The organism is Arcobacter sp. YIC-80, from assembly GCF_044841725.1.
GTDB lineage: Bacteria > Campylobacterota > Campylobacteria > Campylobacterales > Arcobacteraceae > Arcobacter_B.
Genome location: NZ_JBJBSI010000006.1, coordinates 17,278 through 36,819 on the forward strand (window position 1 = coordinate 17,278; position 19,542 = coordinate 36,819).

A 19,542-nucleotide genomic window follows, 5' to 3' on the forward strand; every position below is an offset into this window, starting at 1 on the left:
TAAAAAAATTAAGGAGTAGCAAGTGAGTAAATTTTTATATATTACTGACCAAGAAGAGTATCATGAACATAGTTTCATAGGCCCTTTATTTGAAAAATATTTAAATAAACATTTTGAGATTGATATTGTTTACTTTTCAAAATTTTCTCAAGAATTTGAAGTAAAAAATGACAATAAATTGATTCTTCCTGATAAATATAAAAAAAATCCTATAGAAGAGTTAGAAAAAAATGGTTATAAATTAGAACAATATGAAGTAGTAGCTGTAAGAAATGATACAGATATACTAAAAGATGCTCTAAAGTATAGAAAAACTGGCAATTTTAAATTGGCATTTAGACTATCCTTCCCAAAAAGAATTGCTAAAATTCAAACTGATGAAGCAAATAAAAAAGTAAGCTTCCTAGATGTTATAAATAATAAAATCAAAACATTTACAGAAACAGCTTTAATAAACGAATGTGACATCTTCCTACCAACATCAATTCAAATGAAAAATGACTATTTCAAAGATGTAAAAACAAGAACCTTTGTAATTCCATCAGCAATTGATCCTGATGTTTTAAGAGAGAATATCCAACATGAAGGTATTGAGAAAAGATTTTTCTACGCTGGAACTCTTGATAAATTAAGAGAATTTGAAACTATACTAGATGCCTTTAGTGAGTTAAATGATGGGACATATAAACTTATGATTTCTACAAAAGACCCAGAATATGCAAAAGATTTAGTTTCAAAGTATAAAAATATTGAAGATCATATTGAAATATACAATGCTAAAACAAAAGGTGAACTTTTAGAGTTAATCGCAAAAGCTGATATAGGAATAGGACTACTTCCTGATATTTCACTATTTAATTCATCAACACCTATGAAAGTACTTGATTACTATTCATCAGCAGTACCTTGTATCATGTCAAAAAATGAAAATAACAGCTCTATTTTTGAAGATGATAAAAGTGCTTGGTTTAGTAACTTTACTAAAAAAGATATAAAAGAAAAACTTGATTATATTTTAGGTTTAAATAAAGATGAAGTAGCACAAGTTGGAGTAAATGGTCAAAAAAGATTACTTGATGTAAGAAACTACGAAAGAATCGCAGCTGATTTTGCTCATCAATTAAATATTTTATAAGAAGAAAGAGATTAACTCTTACTTCTTATCTTCTTAATCTTAAAAATTAAATCTTATACCAAATGATACAGAATTTAATAAATCATGTCTTAAATCTGCACTATTTGAAGAACTAGTAGAAAGTTCTGCTTTATGTCCCATATATGCTATTGTATAATTTAAAACTAAATCTGTACTAGTTGACATAGGATATAATATACCTGCATTTGCTCCTACTATATAAGCGCTTGATTTTGTATCATTATTAGCTGTATTTATTGGTGTTTTATTCCAATCAAGTTGTGAATATCCTAGTATCGCTCCAACATAAGGTGTGAAGTTTTTGTTTTCAAACTTATATTTTGACTGTAAATAAATGTTATTTAAATCTACATCATCACTTGAAATAAGTTGATAATTTACTGATAAATCTATATTTTTACTATACTCATATCCAAATTCTAAATTTATACTTTCAGAACTACTATCTTGTTCTTCTGCTAAAGTTACTGTTCCTGCTGTATCTTTTTTATCACTATTTATATGAGTAAATCCATATTGGATTGAGGTGAACATATTTGCATTTAGGCTTGTAACTAAAAGTGTCGAAGCTACTGTACTTATTAAAATTTTTTTCATAAAATCATCCTATTTTCTTACGATATGAGCTTTACCACTATTAGCAACTAAACAAACTTTTTTTTCACCATTTATATTATGATAAGTAGTTACTTGTGTTCCTGGTTCATCATTTACTATTTTATCTCCACTATAAAGAGTAATATAAGTATCAAAGTCATTTGAGCTTGGACTTGCTACACAAGTTACATTTATATCTACTATTGCGTTTTTAAAGGATGAAGAGCTTCCTCCACCTCCTCCACAAGCAGTAAACCCCAAGGCTACTGCTATTAGTAAAACTATTGAATATATCTTTTTCATTTTTTATTCCTTACTCAATCTCTAAACTACCATCTAATGGTGTTGTTGTTTTTATATATAAACTTCCATCAATCTCACTTATTTCTACTTCACTTCCTACTTCAAATGGAGTATTTGGTGATACTGTATTATCTACATTATTTTGTTCACCTGATGATAAATCTACTCTAACAAACTTAGTCATTGTTTGTCCTTCTTTATTTGTTGTGACAACTGCTTTGTATATAAATCCATCTTTTTTAACTTCTGATGTTGTTTCTACATTTCCATCTTTATCAGATTTTACACTTGAACCTTCTACTGATGATGTTGCTGTTGATGTTTTACTTACTGTATTGTTTACTACTTCATGAGTAACTGAACCATCATTATTTAACTTTAATCTAATAGTATCATCACTATTTGAAGATACAATATCTCCATCATCTTCTACATTTGTAGTTGAACCTACATTTTTATTTTCAAGAGAGGCTAAACCTGTACTTGTTTGAAGTGTTGATTTAGTTGTACCATCTGTATTTAGATATACATTTACAATTTTTTGTGCAACTTCAACAATACTTTTAATACTTCCTTGGGATACTATACTTTCAACTGTATTTAAAATACTAGAAGCAAAGTTTGACTTAGTTTGAGTATCTACTCCACTTGAAGTTGTAGTTACTTGTGTTCCATCAGTTGTTTCCCCTGCATTTTTAAACTCATTTGAAGTTTCAGTCTCTATTTTATTTTGCATTACTTGGAAGTTAAACTCTTTTGTAATTGTTTCATTTCCTTTTGTAATAGTTGCTGTTAATACAACTGTTTTATTAGCATTTGCATCTCTTAAAACATCCCCTTCATTTGTAAGGTATGATTCATTTGAAGAAGACCATGAAATAGTTGAACCATTTGCTCCACTACTTGGAAGAGGCTTAAATAAGTTATAAATAATAGAGTTTTTATCTGTATTATCTCCTAATATTGAACTAAGAGTTAATAACTCTTTATCTTTATTAACTGAATTAGCATCACTTGTTTCTTCTTTTAAAACCGTAAGGGCAAATGTTTTAGTTTCACTTCCTATTGTTGCTGTTAGTGTAACTACTTTATCTTCTGTTGTACTTCTTGTTACATACCCAGAGTATGGAGATATAACACTATCATCATTACTTGTCCATACTATATCTTTACCTAAGATAGATGTTGGAAGATTCAGTTTTGAAATTATAGTCGATTTTGAACTATTTTCTTCTTTTATAGTTTCAAATGTAAGTTTATCTAAAGCTACTGTATTTGAAACACTACTTGAAATAACCGTTAATAAAAACTCTTTTTTACTACTAAATTCATCTTTTGAGATATTTGCTGTAAGCATAATAGTTTTATCATCACTTCCTTTTGTAACTGCACCACTTGCATCTATAACAGTACTATCTGTACTTTCCCAAGAAATAATTGCAGAACAAATAGAATTCATATTTGTAATTAGATTTAGATTAGAATCTATAGCATTTTGGAAACTATTATTTAATTTTATAGTATCAAATGTAAGTGCAGTTTTTACATTTTCTACACAAAGTGCTGTATTTTCTTGTTCTACTGTTATTTTAAATGATTCTTTATATTCTAAACCTTGAGCATCTTTTGCAAGAACTGTAATATCTGCTTTTCCTGCATTAGCAGCTGAAATAGTATATGTAAGTTCACCTTTAGTTGAAGATAGTTTCGATACAGAAATATTATCTAATGGCAATAAGTTTAGATTTGAACTTGTAGCAGTTAAACTAGTAACTTCCACATCATCCCAAATGTCAAAAGTAATCGTCTCATCTATTATAGTTGGTTTACTTTTATGTGAAATATCTCCAATACTTGAAATAATTGGTGCATCATTTACACCTGTAAGTGAATAAGTAAATGTTTTACTTGTACTTTTTCCACCAACTTTTGATGTTAAAGTAATAGTTACAGTTCCTGTTGCATTTTTTTGAGGTACTACTATTAGTTTTCCATCTCTTATATATGCCTTTGCTATATTTTCATCTGATGAAGTTACAGCGTATGTTGCAGTACTTGCATCTGAATCTATATCAGAAGTAGCTAAAGAAATAACTAATCCTTCACCATCTTCTACTTGTGTTTGATTATCTAAAGTTGTTGTTATTTCAGGTGCATCATCAACTGCTGTTACATTTACAGTCATTGTATATGCACTTGTAGAGTCTAAGTTTCCATCATTTACTTTAAATGTAAATGAAGAGTAAAAGCTTCCATTTTCATTTGCTAATGGTGTGTATGTTAGCTTTGAAATATCAGCTTTTAAAATACTTTGATTTACTACTACATCACTTGAGTTTAACTGTAAACTTCCTTTACTTGGTAAAGTCACTATCTTTATAGAGTTTAAAGTATTTGTATTATCCACATCACTAAATGCAAAGTCTGTTGAAGCAAATGTTTTTGTTGTATCTTCATTTATTGTAAAGCTATTATTTGATGAAGTTGGTGCTTGGTTATCTGTAGTTGTAAATGCCCATGTTGTTTTATTTGAAATTCCTTCAAATAAGTTACCATTTACATCTTTAAAGGTTGTATTTGAGATAGTTACATAATATCCTGTAACTAAATCAAGTTGTGTTGCTTTAGCTATTGTTACTGTTGTATTTGTTAATCCATTTGTTGAATTAGGATTTTCTATACTAATTTTACTATCATTAATATCTATAGTTTCAACTAAGCCATCATCTGAAGTTTTATATATATTTATTGAACCTGTTGTTCCTTTTACTACTTCTTCACTAAACTCTATTTTTAAGTCAGAATTTAATGCTGCGTCTGTACTATCTTTTACAGGTGTTAGTTTTACTACACTTGGGAAAATAGTGATAACTTTTTGAGCTGCTGCACTATTTGTATTTCCTGCACTATCTGTTAATACATCTTGGTTTACATCAACTGTTGCTTGTGTAGTTGTTGTATTATCTATAGTAAATTTTGCTGTATATGCTTTTGCATTTGATGTACTTTGAGTAAACTCACTTAAACTACCACCAACTACACTTATATCATCAACTGTAAAATCACTACTCTCTTCTGATAGTGTAAATGTTAAGTCTATTACTTCCCCATTTATCGCTGTATTTTTTGAACTTGAAACAGAAAGTGTTGGAATAATAGTATCAACTGTAACTGTTTTTTGTAATGCAGCTGTATTATTATTTCCTGCACTATCAGTAAATTTAGAAGCATTTACTGTAATTGCTCCTGAACTTGTAGTATTTAAATTTGGAGTATATTTTGCAGTATAAACTTTTGAACTTGTATTTGTAAAATTAGATAAAGTACCCCCACTTACACTAATATCAGCTTCAACAAAATTTGAACTAGCTTCACTTAAAGTAAATGTCACAGTTGCTGTTTCATTTGCTTTTAATGCTGTTTTATCAATAGCAATTTGAACTGTTGGAGCTGTCATATCTCCTGTAATTGTAGTAGTTGTTGAATTTGTACTTTCATTACCAGCTGTATCTGTTTCTTTGATATTAAACTGATATGTAGTGCCATCTGCAATTGTTGCTGTGTAAGTCCAAGTTGTACCTGTAACAGTAGCATTACCAAGTAAAGAACTTCCATTGTAAACTTTTACAGTAGATCCTGCTTCATTTGTTCCACTTAAAACAAGAGATGAGTCATCTGTAGTACTACCAGAAAGTAAGCTTCCTATTATACTTCCTATATTATCAGCCAATGAACTTAGGTTTGCTGTAGGAGAAACATCATCATCAACTACAACTGTAAACATTTTTTCAAAAGTAGTATCCCCATCATTTGTTTGAATACATATATTATGATTTCCTTCACTCAATAGTGTAGGATTTTTAGCTTTTAGAGAATTTGAACTTATCTCAAAACTAGAATTTGCTGTATCAGAAGAACAAGAACCATTAGCTGATGTTCCTTTAGAAACTAAAGCATAAGTAAAACTATTATCATCAATATCAACTGAACTCAATGTCCCTACTACAGCATTTGCTTCTGAACTATGTGCTACACTAGAACCTGATAAAGATATATTAGTTGGTGCATCATTTACAGGGTTAACTGTTATTGTAAAATTATGTTCTATTTCATTTGTTCCATCAGTTAAAACAAAACTTATATTATGAGATCCTACATCACTATTTGTTGGTGTCCCAACTAATGTTATTTTTGGTTTGATTTTTCTAATTTTATGGTTCTTTTGATCTGCTATATATATATTGTTTTTACTATCTATTGCTATATCTGTAGGTCCATTAAATTGTGCTAATTTACCAAAAGCATCAGTCAAACCAGCAGAACCATTTCCTGCTATAGTTGTCACAACACCTGCTGGAGTAATTTTTCGTATACTATGATTATTATAATCTCCAACATAAATATTATTGTCACTATCAACTACTAACTTGTCAGGATATCTAAATGTTGCCAAAGAACCTGTACCATCAGCAAAACCTGCTGAACCACTTCCAGCAAGTGTTATCACATTTCCTGATGGGGTAATTTTTCGTATTTTATGATTACTTGAATCAGCTACATATAAATTGTCATTTGAATCAATATCAATTCCATAAGGTGTGTTAAAAGTTGATGCTATTCCAATATCATCAGAAGAACCAATTACTCCTAGTCCAGCAAAAGTAGATGATCTTCCATCTGGAGTGATTTTTCTTATTTTATGATTCTTAGTATCCGCAACAAATAAATTGTCATTACTATCTATAGCTATAGATGAAGGATTATTAAAAGCAATTGTTGTACCAGTACCATCTGAATCTCCAATAACTCCTTTTCCAACAAAAGTAGTTACATCTCCACTTGGAGTGATTTTTCTTATAATATGTCCTCCTTGATCAGCAATAAAGATGTTATTTTTACTATCAACAGCTATTCCTTGAGGTCGATTAAAAGTAGCATTTAATAAAGAACCATCTAAACTACCTGATTGACCTGTTCCTCCATAAGTTGTTACAACTCCAAAAGATGTTATCTTTCTTATTTTATGAGAATCAAAACCTGTTGAATATAAAGTATCGTTACTATCTATTATTAGGGCTTGTGGTCCGTTAAAAGAAGCTTTTGTTCCTGTACCATCTTTTGTACCTGCTAACCCATTTCCTGCAAAAGTAGAAACATTTCCTCCAGGAGAATAAGATAAACTTAGCCAACTTGGTAAACTAGTACCATCTTTTAATTTCCAAGTTAATTCATCCCCATCTATATCATTTCCAGATAAAGTATAACTATAAGCTGTATCCTCATCAATACTAGTAACTGCTGTACTAGAAATAGTAGGAGCATTATTTGTAGCACTTGAAACTGCTATTTTATTATATGTTAAATCTTCAATATTTACACTTGAATCAAAAGCAGGCATCCAATCATCTGCAACAGCTAAATTATAAGTTACATTATCTTTTGAAGCTAAACCATTTCTGTTTAAGATACTATTAACAGCTGTTTTATCTGTTTGATTTAAAGTAACTGTAAAACGTGTAGTTGAAGAAATCTCAACATTTGTTGTAGTTAAGGTTTCTGTAGCAGACCCCTCTCCTGTTAAAGTAAGTTTTGAAATATCAACATCATTTAAAGCGCCTGATTTTTTTACAAAATTTATACCTGTTACATCTAAAACACCACTACTTACATCATAAGTAGCTGATATAATTTTTGGAGCTGATACATCATTTACAATTATACCATTTCCTGTTGTATCAGATATATCATTTGAAGCTAATGAACCTTGCATCCAACCATCAGCTGCTGATAAATTGTAAGTTGTACCATCTCCTGAACTTGTACCATCTTTATTTAGAATCCCATTTATATTTAAATGATCTGTCTCATTTAAAATAACACTAAATGATGTATCATTTGTTACTTCTACATTTGAACTAGTTAAAGTATAAGTATTAGAACCCTCTCCCAGGATTGTTAATTTTGTAATATCAATATCATTTGTAGCTCCTGCATTGCTTACAAAATTTGTACCCTTAACTAATAAAGTTCCCGTTTTTGCATAATAAGTTGAAGATGTTATAGTTGGATTTGATATATTGCTTACAGTTATGCCATTTGAAGTGTCTGAAATATCAGTATTTCCTATAACACTATTCCAGTCATCACTAGCTGATAAGTTATACGTAGTACCATCTGTAGATGAAGTACCATTGTTATTTAAGATAAGATTTACAGCTGATTTATCTGCTGAATTTAAAGTAATAGAAAAACTTGTTGCTGATGTGATTTCTACATCAGAAGTTGTTAAAGTTCTTGTAGTTGATCCCTCACCTGTAAGAGTTAAAGATGAAACTGCAATATCATTTGTAGCTCCTGATATTTTTACAAGATTTGTTCCTGTTACGCTTAATACACCTGTTGTTGCATCATAAGTAGCTGATGTAATAGTAGGAGTTGATACATTGCTTACAGTAACTGAATTGTTTGAGGTATCAGCATCTGTCCCTGTATATCCTGCCATCCAATCTTCTGCTCCTGATAGATTATATGTAGTTCCACTTACAGCTGTTGTTCCATCTTTATTTAAAATACCATTTACATTTAGTTTATCTGTTGCATTTAATGAAATAGTAGCACTTGTACTATTTGTAATCTCAACACTTGAACTTGTCAATGTATAGCTATTGTTGTCTTGTCCCAATAAAGTAAGTTTTGTAACATCTATATCATTTGTAGCACCTGATTTTTTTACAAAATTTGTACCTGTTAGGATTAAACTTCCTGTAGTTGCATCATAAGTTGCTGACGTAATTGCAGAAGCTGGTATACTACTAACTGTCAAGGCATTTGTAGCAGAAGAAGTATCATCGCTTGTCACATTTGCCATATAATCATCTGCTGCTGATATATTATAAGTAGTACCTGATGTTGATGATGTACCATTTTTATTTAGTATTTGATTAACAGCTGCTTTATCAGTAGCGCTTAAAACTAAAGTAAATTCTGTAGCAGAAGTAATCTCTACATCAGGTGTATCTGTAAGAGTATAAGTACTACCACCCTCACCTGTAAATGTAAACTTATTTGCTGTTACATCATTTGAAGCACCTGATTTTGCTTCAAAATCTGTACCTGTTACTACTAAAGTACCAGCACTTGCGTTGTATGAAGTGTTTGTGATAGTTGGACCTGAAGAAGGTGGTGTGGCATTTGCTATTGTGAAACTATCAAAAGTATTTTGATCAATATGATTAGTACTATCTTTGTTAATATGTATGCTAAACTTTTTTAATCCTGTAAAAGATGTATATGTACCTGATGTATATGCTGTAGAACCATTACTAGTTGTAAATGTAGTTTGTACAGTAGACATATCAGTTTTAGTTCCAGTAATTGTAAATGTATAGTTCCCATTACTACTAAATTTAAAGAAATTGATTCCAGTTAAATCAAAACTACTAAGATTAATATTATCTGAGGATACTGTAAAAGTACAGCTAGTAGGTCCAGAATTACAATAAAGTCCTTTTGTGCCACTACTATCACCGCTGTAAGATTGATCTACAGCAAGAGTAAATCCTGAGATAAATGATCCACCAACTGTTGTATCGGTAATATCTTTCTCTCCATTAGCTGGTAATACTGCAAAAGCATTTATAGTAAAAATCAGCAATGCTAGAGTATAAAATATTTGTTTTAACTTATTCATTCATATCTTCCTTTTTAAAATTTTTTTATTAACTAAACTAAAAAAATCCTAAATTTTATAAAATTTTCTTAATTCATAATTTTTGAATATTTTCATTCATTTCACCCTCCTAAAAAAAAGAATGAAATGAATTTATTCAGTATATTTAATCTATAATTAACTAATAATTCCTTGATGGAAATACTCCTACTAAAGCAATAATATGATATAAAGCTAAATATGGTTGCATGTTATTAAATGCTTGAGTACCTCCTGTATTTCCAGTGACTGAACTAGCTACTGCATCATTAATAACTTCTGTTGGTGGCTCAGTTGAAAAGGAGTTATTAGCGAGCACTGGTGTTCTATCTGCTGTTGCTGATATTGCAAGTGATTTTGTTGAACTATCTATAGTATCTTGGTTCCCTGCAGCATTATGCACATGTAAACTACCTGGAACTACTAGGTGATTATGACTTGGTAAATTACTAAGATTAAGGATTGTCATTTCAGAACCACTTCTTTCTCCCCACCTTCTTTGAGATAAACCAGCTCCTTTTCCAACACCTATTGAAGTTCTTCCTCTTAAATCTGGTAAAGCAAATGTTGTTCGTCCATCACCACCATAAGTAGTGCCTAACAAAGAAAACAACGCTTGATATTGATTAATTGATAATAACTGACCTTCACATAATGCCCATCCTCTTGGTGCAAAGTTAAATCCTACTGTTCTAATCTCTCCTAAATATGGTTCTGCCATATTAAATCCTTTATTTTTATTTTGTTTTTATAATCTACTTTTTATTTATTTTAGTTTCTTGATGGAAATATTCCTGCCAAAGCAATAATATAATACGTACCTAAATATGGTTGCATGTTAGAAAATGCTTGATTTCCTCCCGTATTTCCAGTGACATAACTAACTGAATTATTAATAACTGCTGTTGCAGGCTCATTTGAAAAAGAGTTATCTGCTGTTGCTGATATTGCAAGTGATTTTGTTGAACTATCTATTATATTTTGATCCCCAATATCATTATACACATATAAATTACTTGAATCTACTGTGTGATTATGATTTGGTAAATGTGAAGTATAAAGGGTTGTCGTTTCAGAACCACCTCTATTTCCCCACCTTCTTTGAAATAAACCAGCTCCTTTTCCAACACCTATTGAAGTTCTTCCTCTTAAATCTGGTAAAGCAAATGTTCTTAGTCCATCACCACCATAAATATTGCCTAATAAAGCAAACAATGCATTATGTTCAGCAATTGATAATAACTGTCCCTCACATAATGCCCATCCTCTTGGTGCAAAGTTAAATCCTACTGTTCTAATCTCTCCTACAAATGGTTCTGCCATATTAAATCCTTTATTTTTTATTTTATTCTTTTGTATTTACATTATTAGTAATTTCATATTATAATAATAACCGTAAGATTCAACTATTTGAAACCCTAATTTTTTGTATAATTTTAAAGCTCTTATATTATCTTTTGCAACACTTAGTTCAAAAGGTTTATTATTCTGTTTTGCATGTGATATTAAGACATTTAATACCTCTTTTCCAAAACCAAGTGAACGAAATTTTTTTATAAATGCAATGTCTACAAGGTGTACCTTTTCAGTAATTCTAAAAACTACTCTACCAATAGCTTTTTTCTTTCTGTAAATAATTAAAAATTCTGCATCTTCATATCTAGTACTATAATCAAACTCCTTTGCATCAAATTGTTGTTTCAAAAAAGTTCTTTTTTCTATCTCTTTCATTAAAGTCATATTTAATTCATCTTCACGTGTGGAAGAGTAAAGAGAAAATAAAAAGCCCCTATCATTTGCATTTTGATATTTAAAAACTAAATTTTTACCTATATTTTTAAACATAAGTAACCTTTTTTTCTTCAAGTTCTTTTGCCATTTTTAAAGCTATATCTGTACCCATAGCCTTAAAAGAAGCAATAACATCATCTACATTATCATCTGTTATACTTTTGTCTTTGTACTTATAAACACTCTTTTCAAATCCTGCTTTTATAAACACTTCTTTCAACCAAGTATTGACATGACAATCTATGAGAAGATGAACTCTATCTTTATCCCCGTTATTTATAACACTATGAGGATTGTTTGCATTGATATAATAGCAAGAGCCTAAGTTCATCTTTACATTTTTACCTGACAATAAAAACTCAACATTGTCATTTGATTTAATAGGAATATGCAATCTTGCATAACCTTGTTCAAAACATGAGCCTTTATCACAATGCTCTTTTATTATTGAGTTAGCACCAAGTTTCATGAATCGTACTGCTTCAATTTTTGTTTGAAAAGTATTTAAAACTGTTTGTATATATGAAGTTTTTTCTAAAAGTTTTGTAGGTATATAATCTTGATTTTCTATAGCTACTATGTCTTTTACATCTCCACTAGGAGAGCTTAAAGAAGTTATTTGCCAGATTCCACTATAAGCTTGTTTATTTGGATGTGCTGTCCATTCATCTAAACCAACAAGACATAAATCTTTTACTAATTTATCTATTGAAAATTCAAAAGGTAATTTTAAAAAGTCTTGTTTCAAGCTCATTATTTATCCCTACAAAAAATTATTACCATACTTTACAATAAAGTTCTGTCATTTTCTGTCAAAAGTACAAATATTATTTTCTAATAATACTATTTAAGGTATCACTATTTTGTTATAGTAAAGCAAATAGTATATCTTTTTTGATTATTTTTTGGTGGCAAACATTTATGTGCCAATAAAAGTGGACTAAATAGCAGGGCATCTCCTACTTCATAACTATAAGATATAATACTAGTATCAAGGTCTAATTTTTTTAAACTAGAAGATAAATCAATTTTTCTTTTTTCATTTTCAATTGGTAAAAAACCTGCTTGTCTTAGTAATATTGTTCTATCTTTATCTATCATCAAAGTATTTCCACCATGAACTGATACAGGATTTAGATAAATAAAAAGTTTTAAGGTTTTAGATATTCCACCATCAAGATGCCAAAGAGTACTATAGTTACTTTCAAGTGCATTTGACTCTACAACATCAAAAGAAGACCAAAATACTTTATATTCACTCTCAAAATATTTTGATAAAACTCTATGCATTTCTTTAGTGAAAATCATACTTGAACACTCTTCAATAATCTTCTCACTTGTTACTTCTATAGGATTATCAAATGAAAATTGTTCATATTTTTTTATCAATTCTTCACAGGTATTTGAAGAGATTAGATTATCTATTTTTATATATAGATTTTCATTAAAAAATTTTGATTTTTCTTCTATGTTCACTTTTATGCTCCTTATTACTATATTCATTTGCTTTATTGTATCTAGTCAACGAAGATCTTTAGGTACTGGATAATTTTCATGACTTACTGGAAATGTAGCATAATAAGCAGGTGTGGGAGGTTCTCTTAAGTTCATGATATTCTCAATCTCTTCTTTATCACTTTTAAGATCACTTGGATAATCAGCTTTCCATTCTTCTGGCCAGTCATCAGGATTGGCACGTCGAAGAACTAATCCCATAAATCTTTTTCTTAAATCTGCCCATTTTTTAGACTGTTCATTATTTTCAATAATTCCTTCATAAGGACGGATTTCTATATAAATAGTTCGTCTTACTCCAGGGGTTCTTTTTGGTTCAGAACCATGTAAAATCATCATATCTTGAATATTTATATCTCCTGCATTTGCTGGGTATTCAATAACACCTGGTATTTCCCAGCCATGTTCTTGTGATAAATTTTGAATATCTTGTTTTTCATGTTGAGTATTAGGAACATATTTTAAACATCCATCTCCTTCTTTAGAATCATCTAAAAAAACTCCTACATTTAAATAAGGATGAACTCTTGAGTGTTGTGCACCTTGATGCCAAATAACTACAGGATGAGGATGTTGATGTTTATAAAGAATATCAACTTGAAGAGGTACAGAACCTCTTCCACAAATATCTCTAAATATTGCCATCATAGGAGGTGAAGCCAAAAGATCAAGTGTTGTATCCCAATCAATTGAAAAAATATCATCATATCTCATAAGTCTATCACCTACAGGATCATTTACAATACACGCACCATGCGTTTGAATATTGTTTTTATGGGATGCCATAATATTATCTTCAAACTTTTTCGCCATCTGCTGTAAACGACTTAATAAATCAGAAGATATGGCATTTTTTATACCTGTGTACCCTCTACCAAAATACTCATCTTTTTGTTCTTGAGAAATCTTAAATGTTGACATTTTTAACCTATTTATTTTGATGTTAAGAACTCAAAAGGTTTAGATTTTACAAACTTTTCAGAAACTTCCCCTGCATAATTTGGATAGTCTGATAAATCAAGTTTTTTAACATCTGCACCTTTGTTTAAGTTTAGTTTATTTATATCAACCCAAAATGTAGAAGGTGAAATAGCTCCATCAAAATAATACTTTAAAGCTTTTTGATCAGCAACACTTCTCCAAATAGTTGAAGAAGCAGGAAGAATTCTAAAAGGTTTGTTTATTCCATTTGGAAGAGAAACCAAAGGAATACTAATACCTAAAGGTACACTAGCTTCCCTTATTATACTAAAGGCTTTTGCCACTGCCATTTTTTCATCTGTTGTATATAGTTTTGATTGTTTTCCTACTACTGGATGATTTGTATAAAAATCAGCTCTTACAAAACGATCAGCTGGTCTGTGAGTTCCTGGAAGCATAGCATTTCCTCCAACTTCTTTCCAATAAGAATCTATTGCTAATTGTTTTTCAAAAGTTGGTGAATTTGTAAGAACTTTGTATTTTTTAGAGTGATTTATCACCATCTCACCTTTTATAAACTCAACAATCGCTGAATCACCCTTTGCATCTGATATTGCTAGGTGCATTGTTGTTGGAAGATGAATAGTTAAGGCCTTTGGTAACTTTACAATATTTCCTTTACCTGTAGGAATAGGAGTACCTTTTGGAAGTGTTATTTCATTTCCTGGTAATGATGCTGATTTTATTTGAAAACTAGTCTCTTTCAAACCTTTTACCGCTTCTTCTACAGTTGCATAACTATCTAAAACATATTGAGCAAATGCACCAATAGAAAGGCTTGGCTTATTTGATTTTCCATATTTTGCTTCACTTAACCAAAGTAAATTTGCTACTAAACCTTTTTCATTCATTCCATCAGCTGTAACTGCATTGTATCCTACAGCTACAACACTTCCATATTTTGAAGTCCAGTTTAAAAAGTTTTTACCAACTCCTCCTTCCTTACTCATACCCCTTGGAAATACCCATAAAGAAGTAGGAATATTTCTTTTCCAATCCATACTCCTAGAAGTAATAACTCTATCACCCTCAGTACACATAACTCTTGTACAAGCTTGTGAACTAGTAGATAAAACCGTTGTAAATAAAAACGCAGATAAACTTAAGTTAGCAATTATTTTTTTCATTTTTTCCCTTTAGTTTTTTGTTCTTATATTTTACTGTCAACTTTTGTCAATTTCTGGCAAAAACTTATAATATACATACAATTTTATATATAAATTGTTTATTCAAACCTATTGCCAAAGTTTGCCTATTTTTTATCTTATAATTTTTTATGGATCAAAATTTATGATCTAAATAAAAAATAAAAGGGATATTATGAGTGATTTTTCATGCTATATAAATATAAAAAATGAGTCTAGTGTAAAACTAGAAGATGGTACTTTTAATAAGTCATTTGGAAAATATAAATCAGAACCAGCAAAAGTTATAAAGCCCAATGAAAATACAAAGTTTAGATTATCAGATAAAGCAGGGCCTGCAGGAAGTACAGGTAATACAAAATATAGAATAGCTAAAAATTCTGGTATTGATTTTTATTATGATTGTCCTTATGGTTCAAAAAATAATATTCTATATCCTAGTGTTAAAGGAATTGATTTAGAAGTTGAATACTATGGAAATAATAAAAAAGGATATTTAGAAAATATTCCTAATGGATACAATCATCTTGTTAAAAGAAGTGGTCACCCATTAAGTGGTATATTTATTGTAAAGGATTGTTTATCAGCTGGTTGGGATATTATTAGTGCTATGACCATAAAACTTTTAAATAAAAAAGTAAAAGAACTATACAAAAATAATAAATTCCCTCATAAAATAGATAATATAGAAATATCTTGTCCTTATTTTTCAGAAGAAAAAGAAACACTAAAAATAAACTTAGAACTAAAAGGCAAAGAGATAGTTAATTTAAGTGGGAAATATAGTTTTCAAATTAACCTTGATAATTTGAAAGCAACGATTAAGGAGGAAAAAGAAAAATACTATATTTTTCTAGATTTTAATAAGAATATTATTGAAGATATAAATACACCTTCACTTATTATCCAAAAACTTATCAAAAATATACTTAAATCTATTGATTCACCAATAAAGATTCCATTAAATTTAAATATACCATTAAACATTAATAAAAATATCATTAAATTTAAATTTATACAAAAAAATAAAAAAAGCTTTTTAGCTATACTTATAGGATTAAATGGAAATGAAGGTAGAGAGAATATATCTGATAAAATAATTAATGGCTCTGATGATAAATCAATTATTTTATCAAACTTGTTGATTATGAATTCTCTTAAAATTATATTTGATAAAATTTTAGTAAAAAATAAAATTTTCGAAGGTAATGAATTTTTAACAGTAAGTAAAAATACTTACCCTTATGAGCTATACAATAATAAAGACTCAAAAGCTACAGATAAAAAATGCAATGCAACAGTTAAAATAGACAAATATGGACTATCTAGTAATTTTATTAATTATGTAAAAGATTCACATCTTAGAATACTTTTACATTTAAGATATACTGAAGTTATAATTGGAGTTTGGCATACTTTTCCAATTGAAATACTTATCAGTTTTTCAGAAGATAATGGCAAATTAAAATTAACTTTTGATAATAATATAGGGAAATGCTCAGGTGGAACGACTTGTAGTATCATAAAGAAAAATGTAAAAAAAATAATTGAAGACTTTAATAAAGAATTTAAAGGCTATTATTCATTTTCTAATTTTAAAATAAACTATGTTGATGCACCAAGTTTTATTCAAATAAGTGGAGAAGAAAAATAATTATATTTTAGAGGGGGAATTGTAATACTATACCCTCTTTAAAAATTAAACTTCTGACTCAACCTTATACCCAAACTTAAAACACGACTTAACAAAATCTTTTTGGGTTTTCTTTCTTAGTCTTTTTACTAGTGTAAAAATTGCATCTTGTGAGTAGTCATTATAATCATAGATATGATTGTGTATTTCTTCATAAGAAACTCTTTGATTGATCTTTGATACCAAGCAGTCTACAAAGGCTATTTCATAAGAAGTAAGAAATACTACTTCATCTTTATAAAGCAAGGATTTATTCTCTTTATTCCATGAGTATCCATTGTTTAAAAGAACATGATTTTTGTTCATAAGTTTTGAAACTGCTGTTAAAATAGTCTCTTTTAGCTCATCCATTTTTATAGGCTTAACTAAATAACTAACTAATCCTAAAGGAATTGCTCTTAAAAAATCTTCTGTATTAGTATATGCTGATAAGATTATTATCTGAATTGTTTTATCTGTTTGTCTTATTTTTTCTATGAACTCTAGTCCTGAAAGATTTGGCATATTTATATCTGAGATAATAATATCTGGTTTGACTTTTTCATATACATTTAGTGCTTCATTTCCATCTTGTGCTTGATATACATCATCACAAAAAATTGATATGTATTTAACTAACCTATCTAATAACTCTACTTCATCTTCAACTACTAAAACTGTTATCTTATTCATATTTATCCTATGTGAAATTATATACTTATAGTAAATTTTGCTCCATTTTTTGTGTTGGATGCACTTAAAGTTCCTTGCATACTTTTTTCGATTATTAGTTTTGATATATACAAGCCTAAGCCTGTACCTATTGATTGATTTTTTGTTGTAAAATATGGATCAAAAATCTTTGTTATTATATCTGTGGGTATTCCTCCTGCATTATCAATTATTTCTAAGCTTACTTTATTGTTTTTAGTGTATGTTTTTATCACAATTTCTTTAGAACTTTTTTGATTTTTTAGGGCATAAACAGCATTTGAAAGAATGGCTATTAAAACTTGGATATACTCTTCTTTAAAGCCATAAACACTATGTCTATTTTCATAATCTAATAAAACAGCTATAGCTTCTTTTTTGATTGAATTATCTATAATCTTTAAAGCTTTATTTACACTCTCTTCAATAAAAAACTCTTCTTTTTTCTTACTTGGAGAAAAGTAACTTAAAAAATCCTCGATTGTTTGAGACATGTGAGATAGGTTCAATTCTATATGGGATAATTCTTCGTCAAACTCTTTATTGCTTAAACGATTAAGTAGTTTTTTTTCTTTTAGAATACCTACTGAAATTCCAATTATTGCAAGAGGCTGTCTCCATTGATGGGCAATATTTCCTATCATTTCCCCCATATCTGCCATTTTTGATTTTTGTAATAGTAAAACTTCTGATTTGGCTTGTTCTTTTTCAGCTTCAACTTTTGATAGTCTTTCTTCTTCTTTTTGAGCTTCGATTATTTTAAATTTATATGATACTAAATATGAAAGCATTAAAGCTTCAATAATAATACCTATACCTATTCCATGTGAAGCAAAATAAGAGTACTCTACTAATCCCATATAAAAAAGTAAAGAGTAACTATTAAAAATCAAATAAAAAGTGTGTGCATATAAAAAGATTTTGATGATTTTATTACCCTTTTTATAAATGCTAATACTAATTCCCATAAAAACTAAAAGTGCATAATTTAAAGTTAATGCGATAAAAGCTAAGGCATTAGTAAAATCAAATAAAGCATATATAAAGTTGATAAATAAAACAACAATAATACTATTTAGAAATTTATTTTCTATAGGATATTTTTCTTTTGTATTAAAAATAGTTTGCACAAACAATGCAAGAAATACAGGTATAAAAATCAATCCAAAGTTAAACTTATATGAAATATTCCCATAGATATTAAAATAGTGAGCCAATGCTCCATAAATATAAAAAATCCAAATAGTTGCAGAAAACAAATACAAAGAGTAGTATAAATACTCTTTATATCTAGAAGAGAGATATATAAATAAGTTATAGACTCCTAAAGATAATAACAAGCCTACAAATAATACTGCATCGATTTTTTCAGAAATTAGATATTGTCTAGACTCTTTTTCACTAAAAATTGTAAAATTATAAAAATGATATGCTAAAGTCTCTTGATTTATATATATTGTTTTTAATTCATTTGATTCTAAAGTAAACTTATAAATACTATTAGCTCCATCCATTTCATCTTTTGATTTATTATCAATAAGTGAAAAGGAAGTTTTTTTTAAAAGATTGTCATTGCTATCTAACTCAAAGTATCTAATCTTTGTATTTAAATATGCTGTTGATTGATGTAAAAATAAAACTCTTTTATTTTTTGAAGTATTTTTAACCTTTATTCTTATCCAAGTATTTGTAACATCAACTCCTAAAGAGTCTTTATTTAATCCTTGTTTAAAAGTTTGAGATTTTATTTCTGGAAATTTTATTTTTTTAGAATTATCAATAAAATAGTCAACTTTAAAATCTTTTATTTCAACTTTATTATCATGGACTTCAACAAAACCTTGTGCAAATAAAGAAATATGTAAAATAAAAATTAATACTAATTTATAAATTATTTATCCTTAATATAAAAGTTTTAATATAATACTACAATAATTATATTATCACTATAAAAAGCATAAAT

The 19,542-nt window shown here is 28.8% G+C and carries 14 protein-coding genes; 2 read left to right on the forward strand and 12 right to left on the reverse strand.

Annotation, left to right across the window (positions count from 1 at the left end):
- The first annotated feature begins 22 nt into the window (after positions 1-22).
- Positions 23-1,135 (forward strand): glycosyltransferase, encoded by a 1,113-nt coding sequence (locus ACH5BK_RS09130; RefSeq protein WP_404306617.1) that lies wholly within the window; start codon positions 23-25, stop codon positions 1,133-1,135.
- Between the two features lie 39 nt (positions 1,136-1,174).
- Here the strand turns inward: ACH5BK_RS09130 and ACH5BK_RS09135 are convergent, their stop codons facing one another.
- The 10 genes from ACH5BK_RS09135 to ACH5BK_RS09180 form a co-directional block, all read right to left on the reverse strand.
- Positions 1,175-1,753, reverse strand: a complete 579-nt coding sequence (locus ACH5BK_RS09135; protein ID WP_404306619.1) for an outer membrane protein — start codon at positions 1,751-1,753, stop codon at positions 1,175-1,177.
- A gap of 9 nt (positions 1,754-1,762) precedes the next feature.
- Complete coding sequence (locus tag ACH5BK_RS09140; RefSeq protein ID WP_404306620.1) at positions 1,763-2,056, reverse strand: hypothetical protein; 294 nt, start codon at positions 2,054-2,056, stop codon at positions 1,763-1,765.
- A gap of 10 nt (positions 2,057-2,066) precedes the next feature.
- Positions 2,067-9,746, reverse strand: coding sequence for an immunoglobulin-like domain-containing protein (locus tag ACH5BK_RS09145; protein WP_404306622.1), 7,680 nt, complete (start codon positions 9,744-9,746; stop codon positions 2,067-2,069).
- Between the two features lie 160 nt (positions 9,747-9,906).
- Entirely contained in the window at positions 9,907-10,485 is a 579-nt protein-coding gene (locus ACH5BK_RS09150) for a phage tail protein (RefSeq protein ID WP_404306624.1), read from the reverse strand.
- A 50-nt stretch (positions 10,486-10,535) separates the two neighbouring features.
- On the reverse strand, positions 10,536-11,087 hold the full coding sequence (locus tag ACH5BK_RS09155) for a phage tail protein (RefSeq protein WP_404306626.1): 552 nt from the start codon (positions 11,085-11,087) through the stop codon (positions 10,536-10,538).
- 36 nt (positions 11,088-11,123) lie between these two features.
- A complete protein-coding gene (locus ACH5BK_RS09160) occupies positions 11,124-11,609 on the reverse strand; it encodes a GNAT family N-acetyltransferase (protein ID WP_404306628.1) in 486 nt (161 codons plus the stop codon).
- Positions 11,602-12,309: an aspartyl/asparaginyl beta-hydroxylase domain-containing protein gene (locus tag ACH5BK_RS09165; protein WP_404306630.1), complete on the reverse strand. Its 708-nt coding sequence runs from the start codon at positions 12,307-12,309 to the stop codon at positions 11,602-11,604. Before ACH5BK_RS09165 ends, ACH5BK_RS09160 begins: the two co-directional genes overlap by 8 nt.
- Before the next feature lie 104 nt (positions 12,310-12,413).
- The gene (locus ACH5BK_RS09170) at positions 12,414-13,031 is read right to left on the reverse strand and encodes a hypothetical protein (protein WP_404306632.1); all 618 of its coding nucleotides are present in this window, start codon (positions 13,029-13,031) and stop codon (positions 12,414-12,416) included.
- Between the two features lie 45 nt (positions 13,032-13,076).
- The gene (locus ACH5BK_RS09175; RefSeq protein WP_404306634.1) at positions 13,077-13,991 is read right to left on the reverse strand and encodes a phytanoyl-CoA dioxygenase family protein; all 915 of its coding nucleotides are present in this window, start codon (positions 13,989-13,991) and stop codon (positions 13,077-13,079) included.
- An 11-nt stretch (positions 13,992-14,002) separates the two neighbouring features.
- On the reverse strand, positions 14,003-15,178 hold the full coding sequence (locus ACH5BK_RS09180; RefSeq protein WP_404306636.1) for a linear amide C-N hydrolase: 1,176 nt from the start codon (positions 15,176-15,178) through the stop codon (positions 14,003-14,005).
- 193 nt (positions 15,179-15,371) lie between these two features.
- Between ACH5BK_RS09180 and ACH5BK_RS09185 the strand changes: the two genes are divergently transcribed.
- Positions 15,372-16,850, forward strand: coding sequence for a hypothetical protein (locus ACH5BK_RS09185; protein WP_404306638.1), 1,479 nt, complete (start codon positions 15,372-15,374; stop codon positions 16,848-16,850).
- A 45-nt stretch (positions 16,851-16,895) separates the two neighbouring features.
- On the opposite strand, the gene ACH5BK_RS09190 is transcribed toward ACH5BK_RS09185, so the two are convergent.
- A complete protein-coding gene (locus ACH5BK_RS09190; RefSeq protein ID WP_404306640.1) occupies positions 16,896-17,561 on the reverse strand; it encodes a response regulator transcription factor in 666 nt (221 codons plus the stop codon).
- A gap of 17 nt (positions 17,562-17,578) precedes the next feature.
- Positions 17,579-19,474: a sensor histidine kinase gene (locus tag ACH5BK_RS09195; protein ID WP_404306917.1), complete on the reverse strand. Its 1,896-nt coding sequence runs from the start codon at positions 19,472-19,474 to the stop codon at positions 17,579-17,581.
- Positions 19,475-19,542 lie beyond the last annotated feature (68 nt).

Bases quoted from the DNA above. Each gene is read 5' to 3' on its own strand.
- ACH5BK_RS09135 (WP_404306619.1), bottom strand. From the start codon at position 1,753: ATGAAAAAAATTTTAATAAGTACAGTAGCTTCGACACTTTTAGTTACA.
- ACH5BK_RS09140 (WP_404306620.1), bottom strand. From the start codon at position 2,056: ATGAAAAAGATATATTCAATAGTTTTACTAATAGCAGTAGCCTTGGGG.
- ACH5BK_RS09145 (WP_404306622.1), bottom strand. From the start codon at position 9,746: ATGAATAAGTTAAAACAAATATTTTATACTCTAGCATTGCTGATTTTT.
- ACH5BK_RS09150 (WP_404306624.1), bottom strand. From the start codon at position 10,485: ATGGCAGAACCATATTTAGGAGAGATTAGAACAGTAGGATTTAACTTT.
- ACH5BK_RS09155 (WP_404306626.1), bottom strand. From the start codon at position 11,087: ATGGCAGAACCATTTGTAGGAGAGATTAGAACAGTAGGATTTAACTTT.
- ACH5BK_RS09160 (WP_404306628.1), bottom strand. From the start codon at position 11,609: ATGTTTAAAAATATAGGTAAAAATTTAGTTTTTAAATATCAAAATGCA.
- ACH5BK_RS09165 (WP_404306630.1), bottom strand. From the start codon at position 12,309: ATGAGCTTGAAACAAGACTTTTTAAAATTACCTTTTGAATTTTCAATA.
- ACH5BK_RS09175 (WP_404306634.1), bottom strand. From the start codon at position 13,991: ATGTCAACATTTAAGATTTCTCAAGAACAAAAAGATGAGTATTTTGGT.
- ACH5BK_RS09180 (WP_404306636.1), bottom strand. From the start codon at position 15,178: ATGAAAAAAATAATTGCTAACTTAAGTTTATCTGCGTTTTTATTTACA.
- ACH5BK_RS09185 (WP_404306638.1), top strand. From the start codon at position 15,372: ATGAGTGATTTTTCATGCTATATAAATATAAAAAATGAGTCTAGTGTA.
- ACH5BK_RS09190 (WP_404306640.1), bottom strand. From the start codon at position 17,561: ATGAATAAGATAACAGTTTTAGTAGTTGAAGATGAAGTAGAGTTATTA.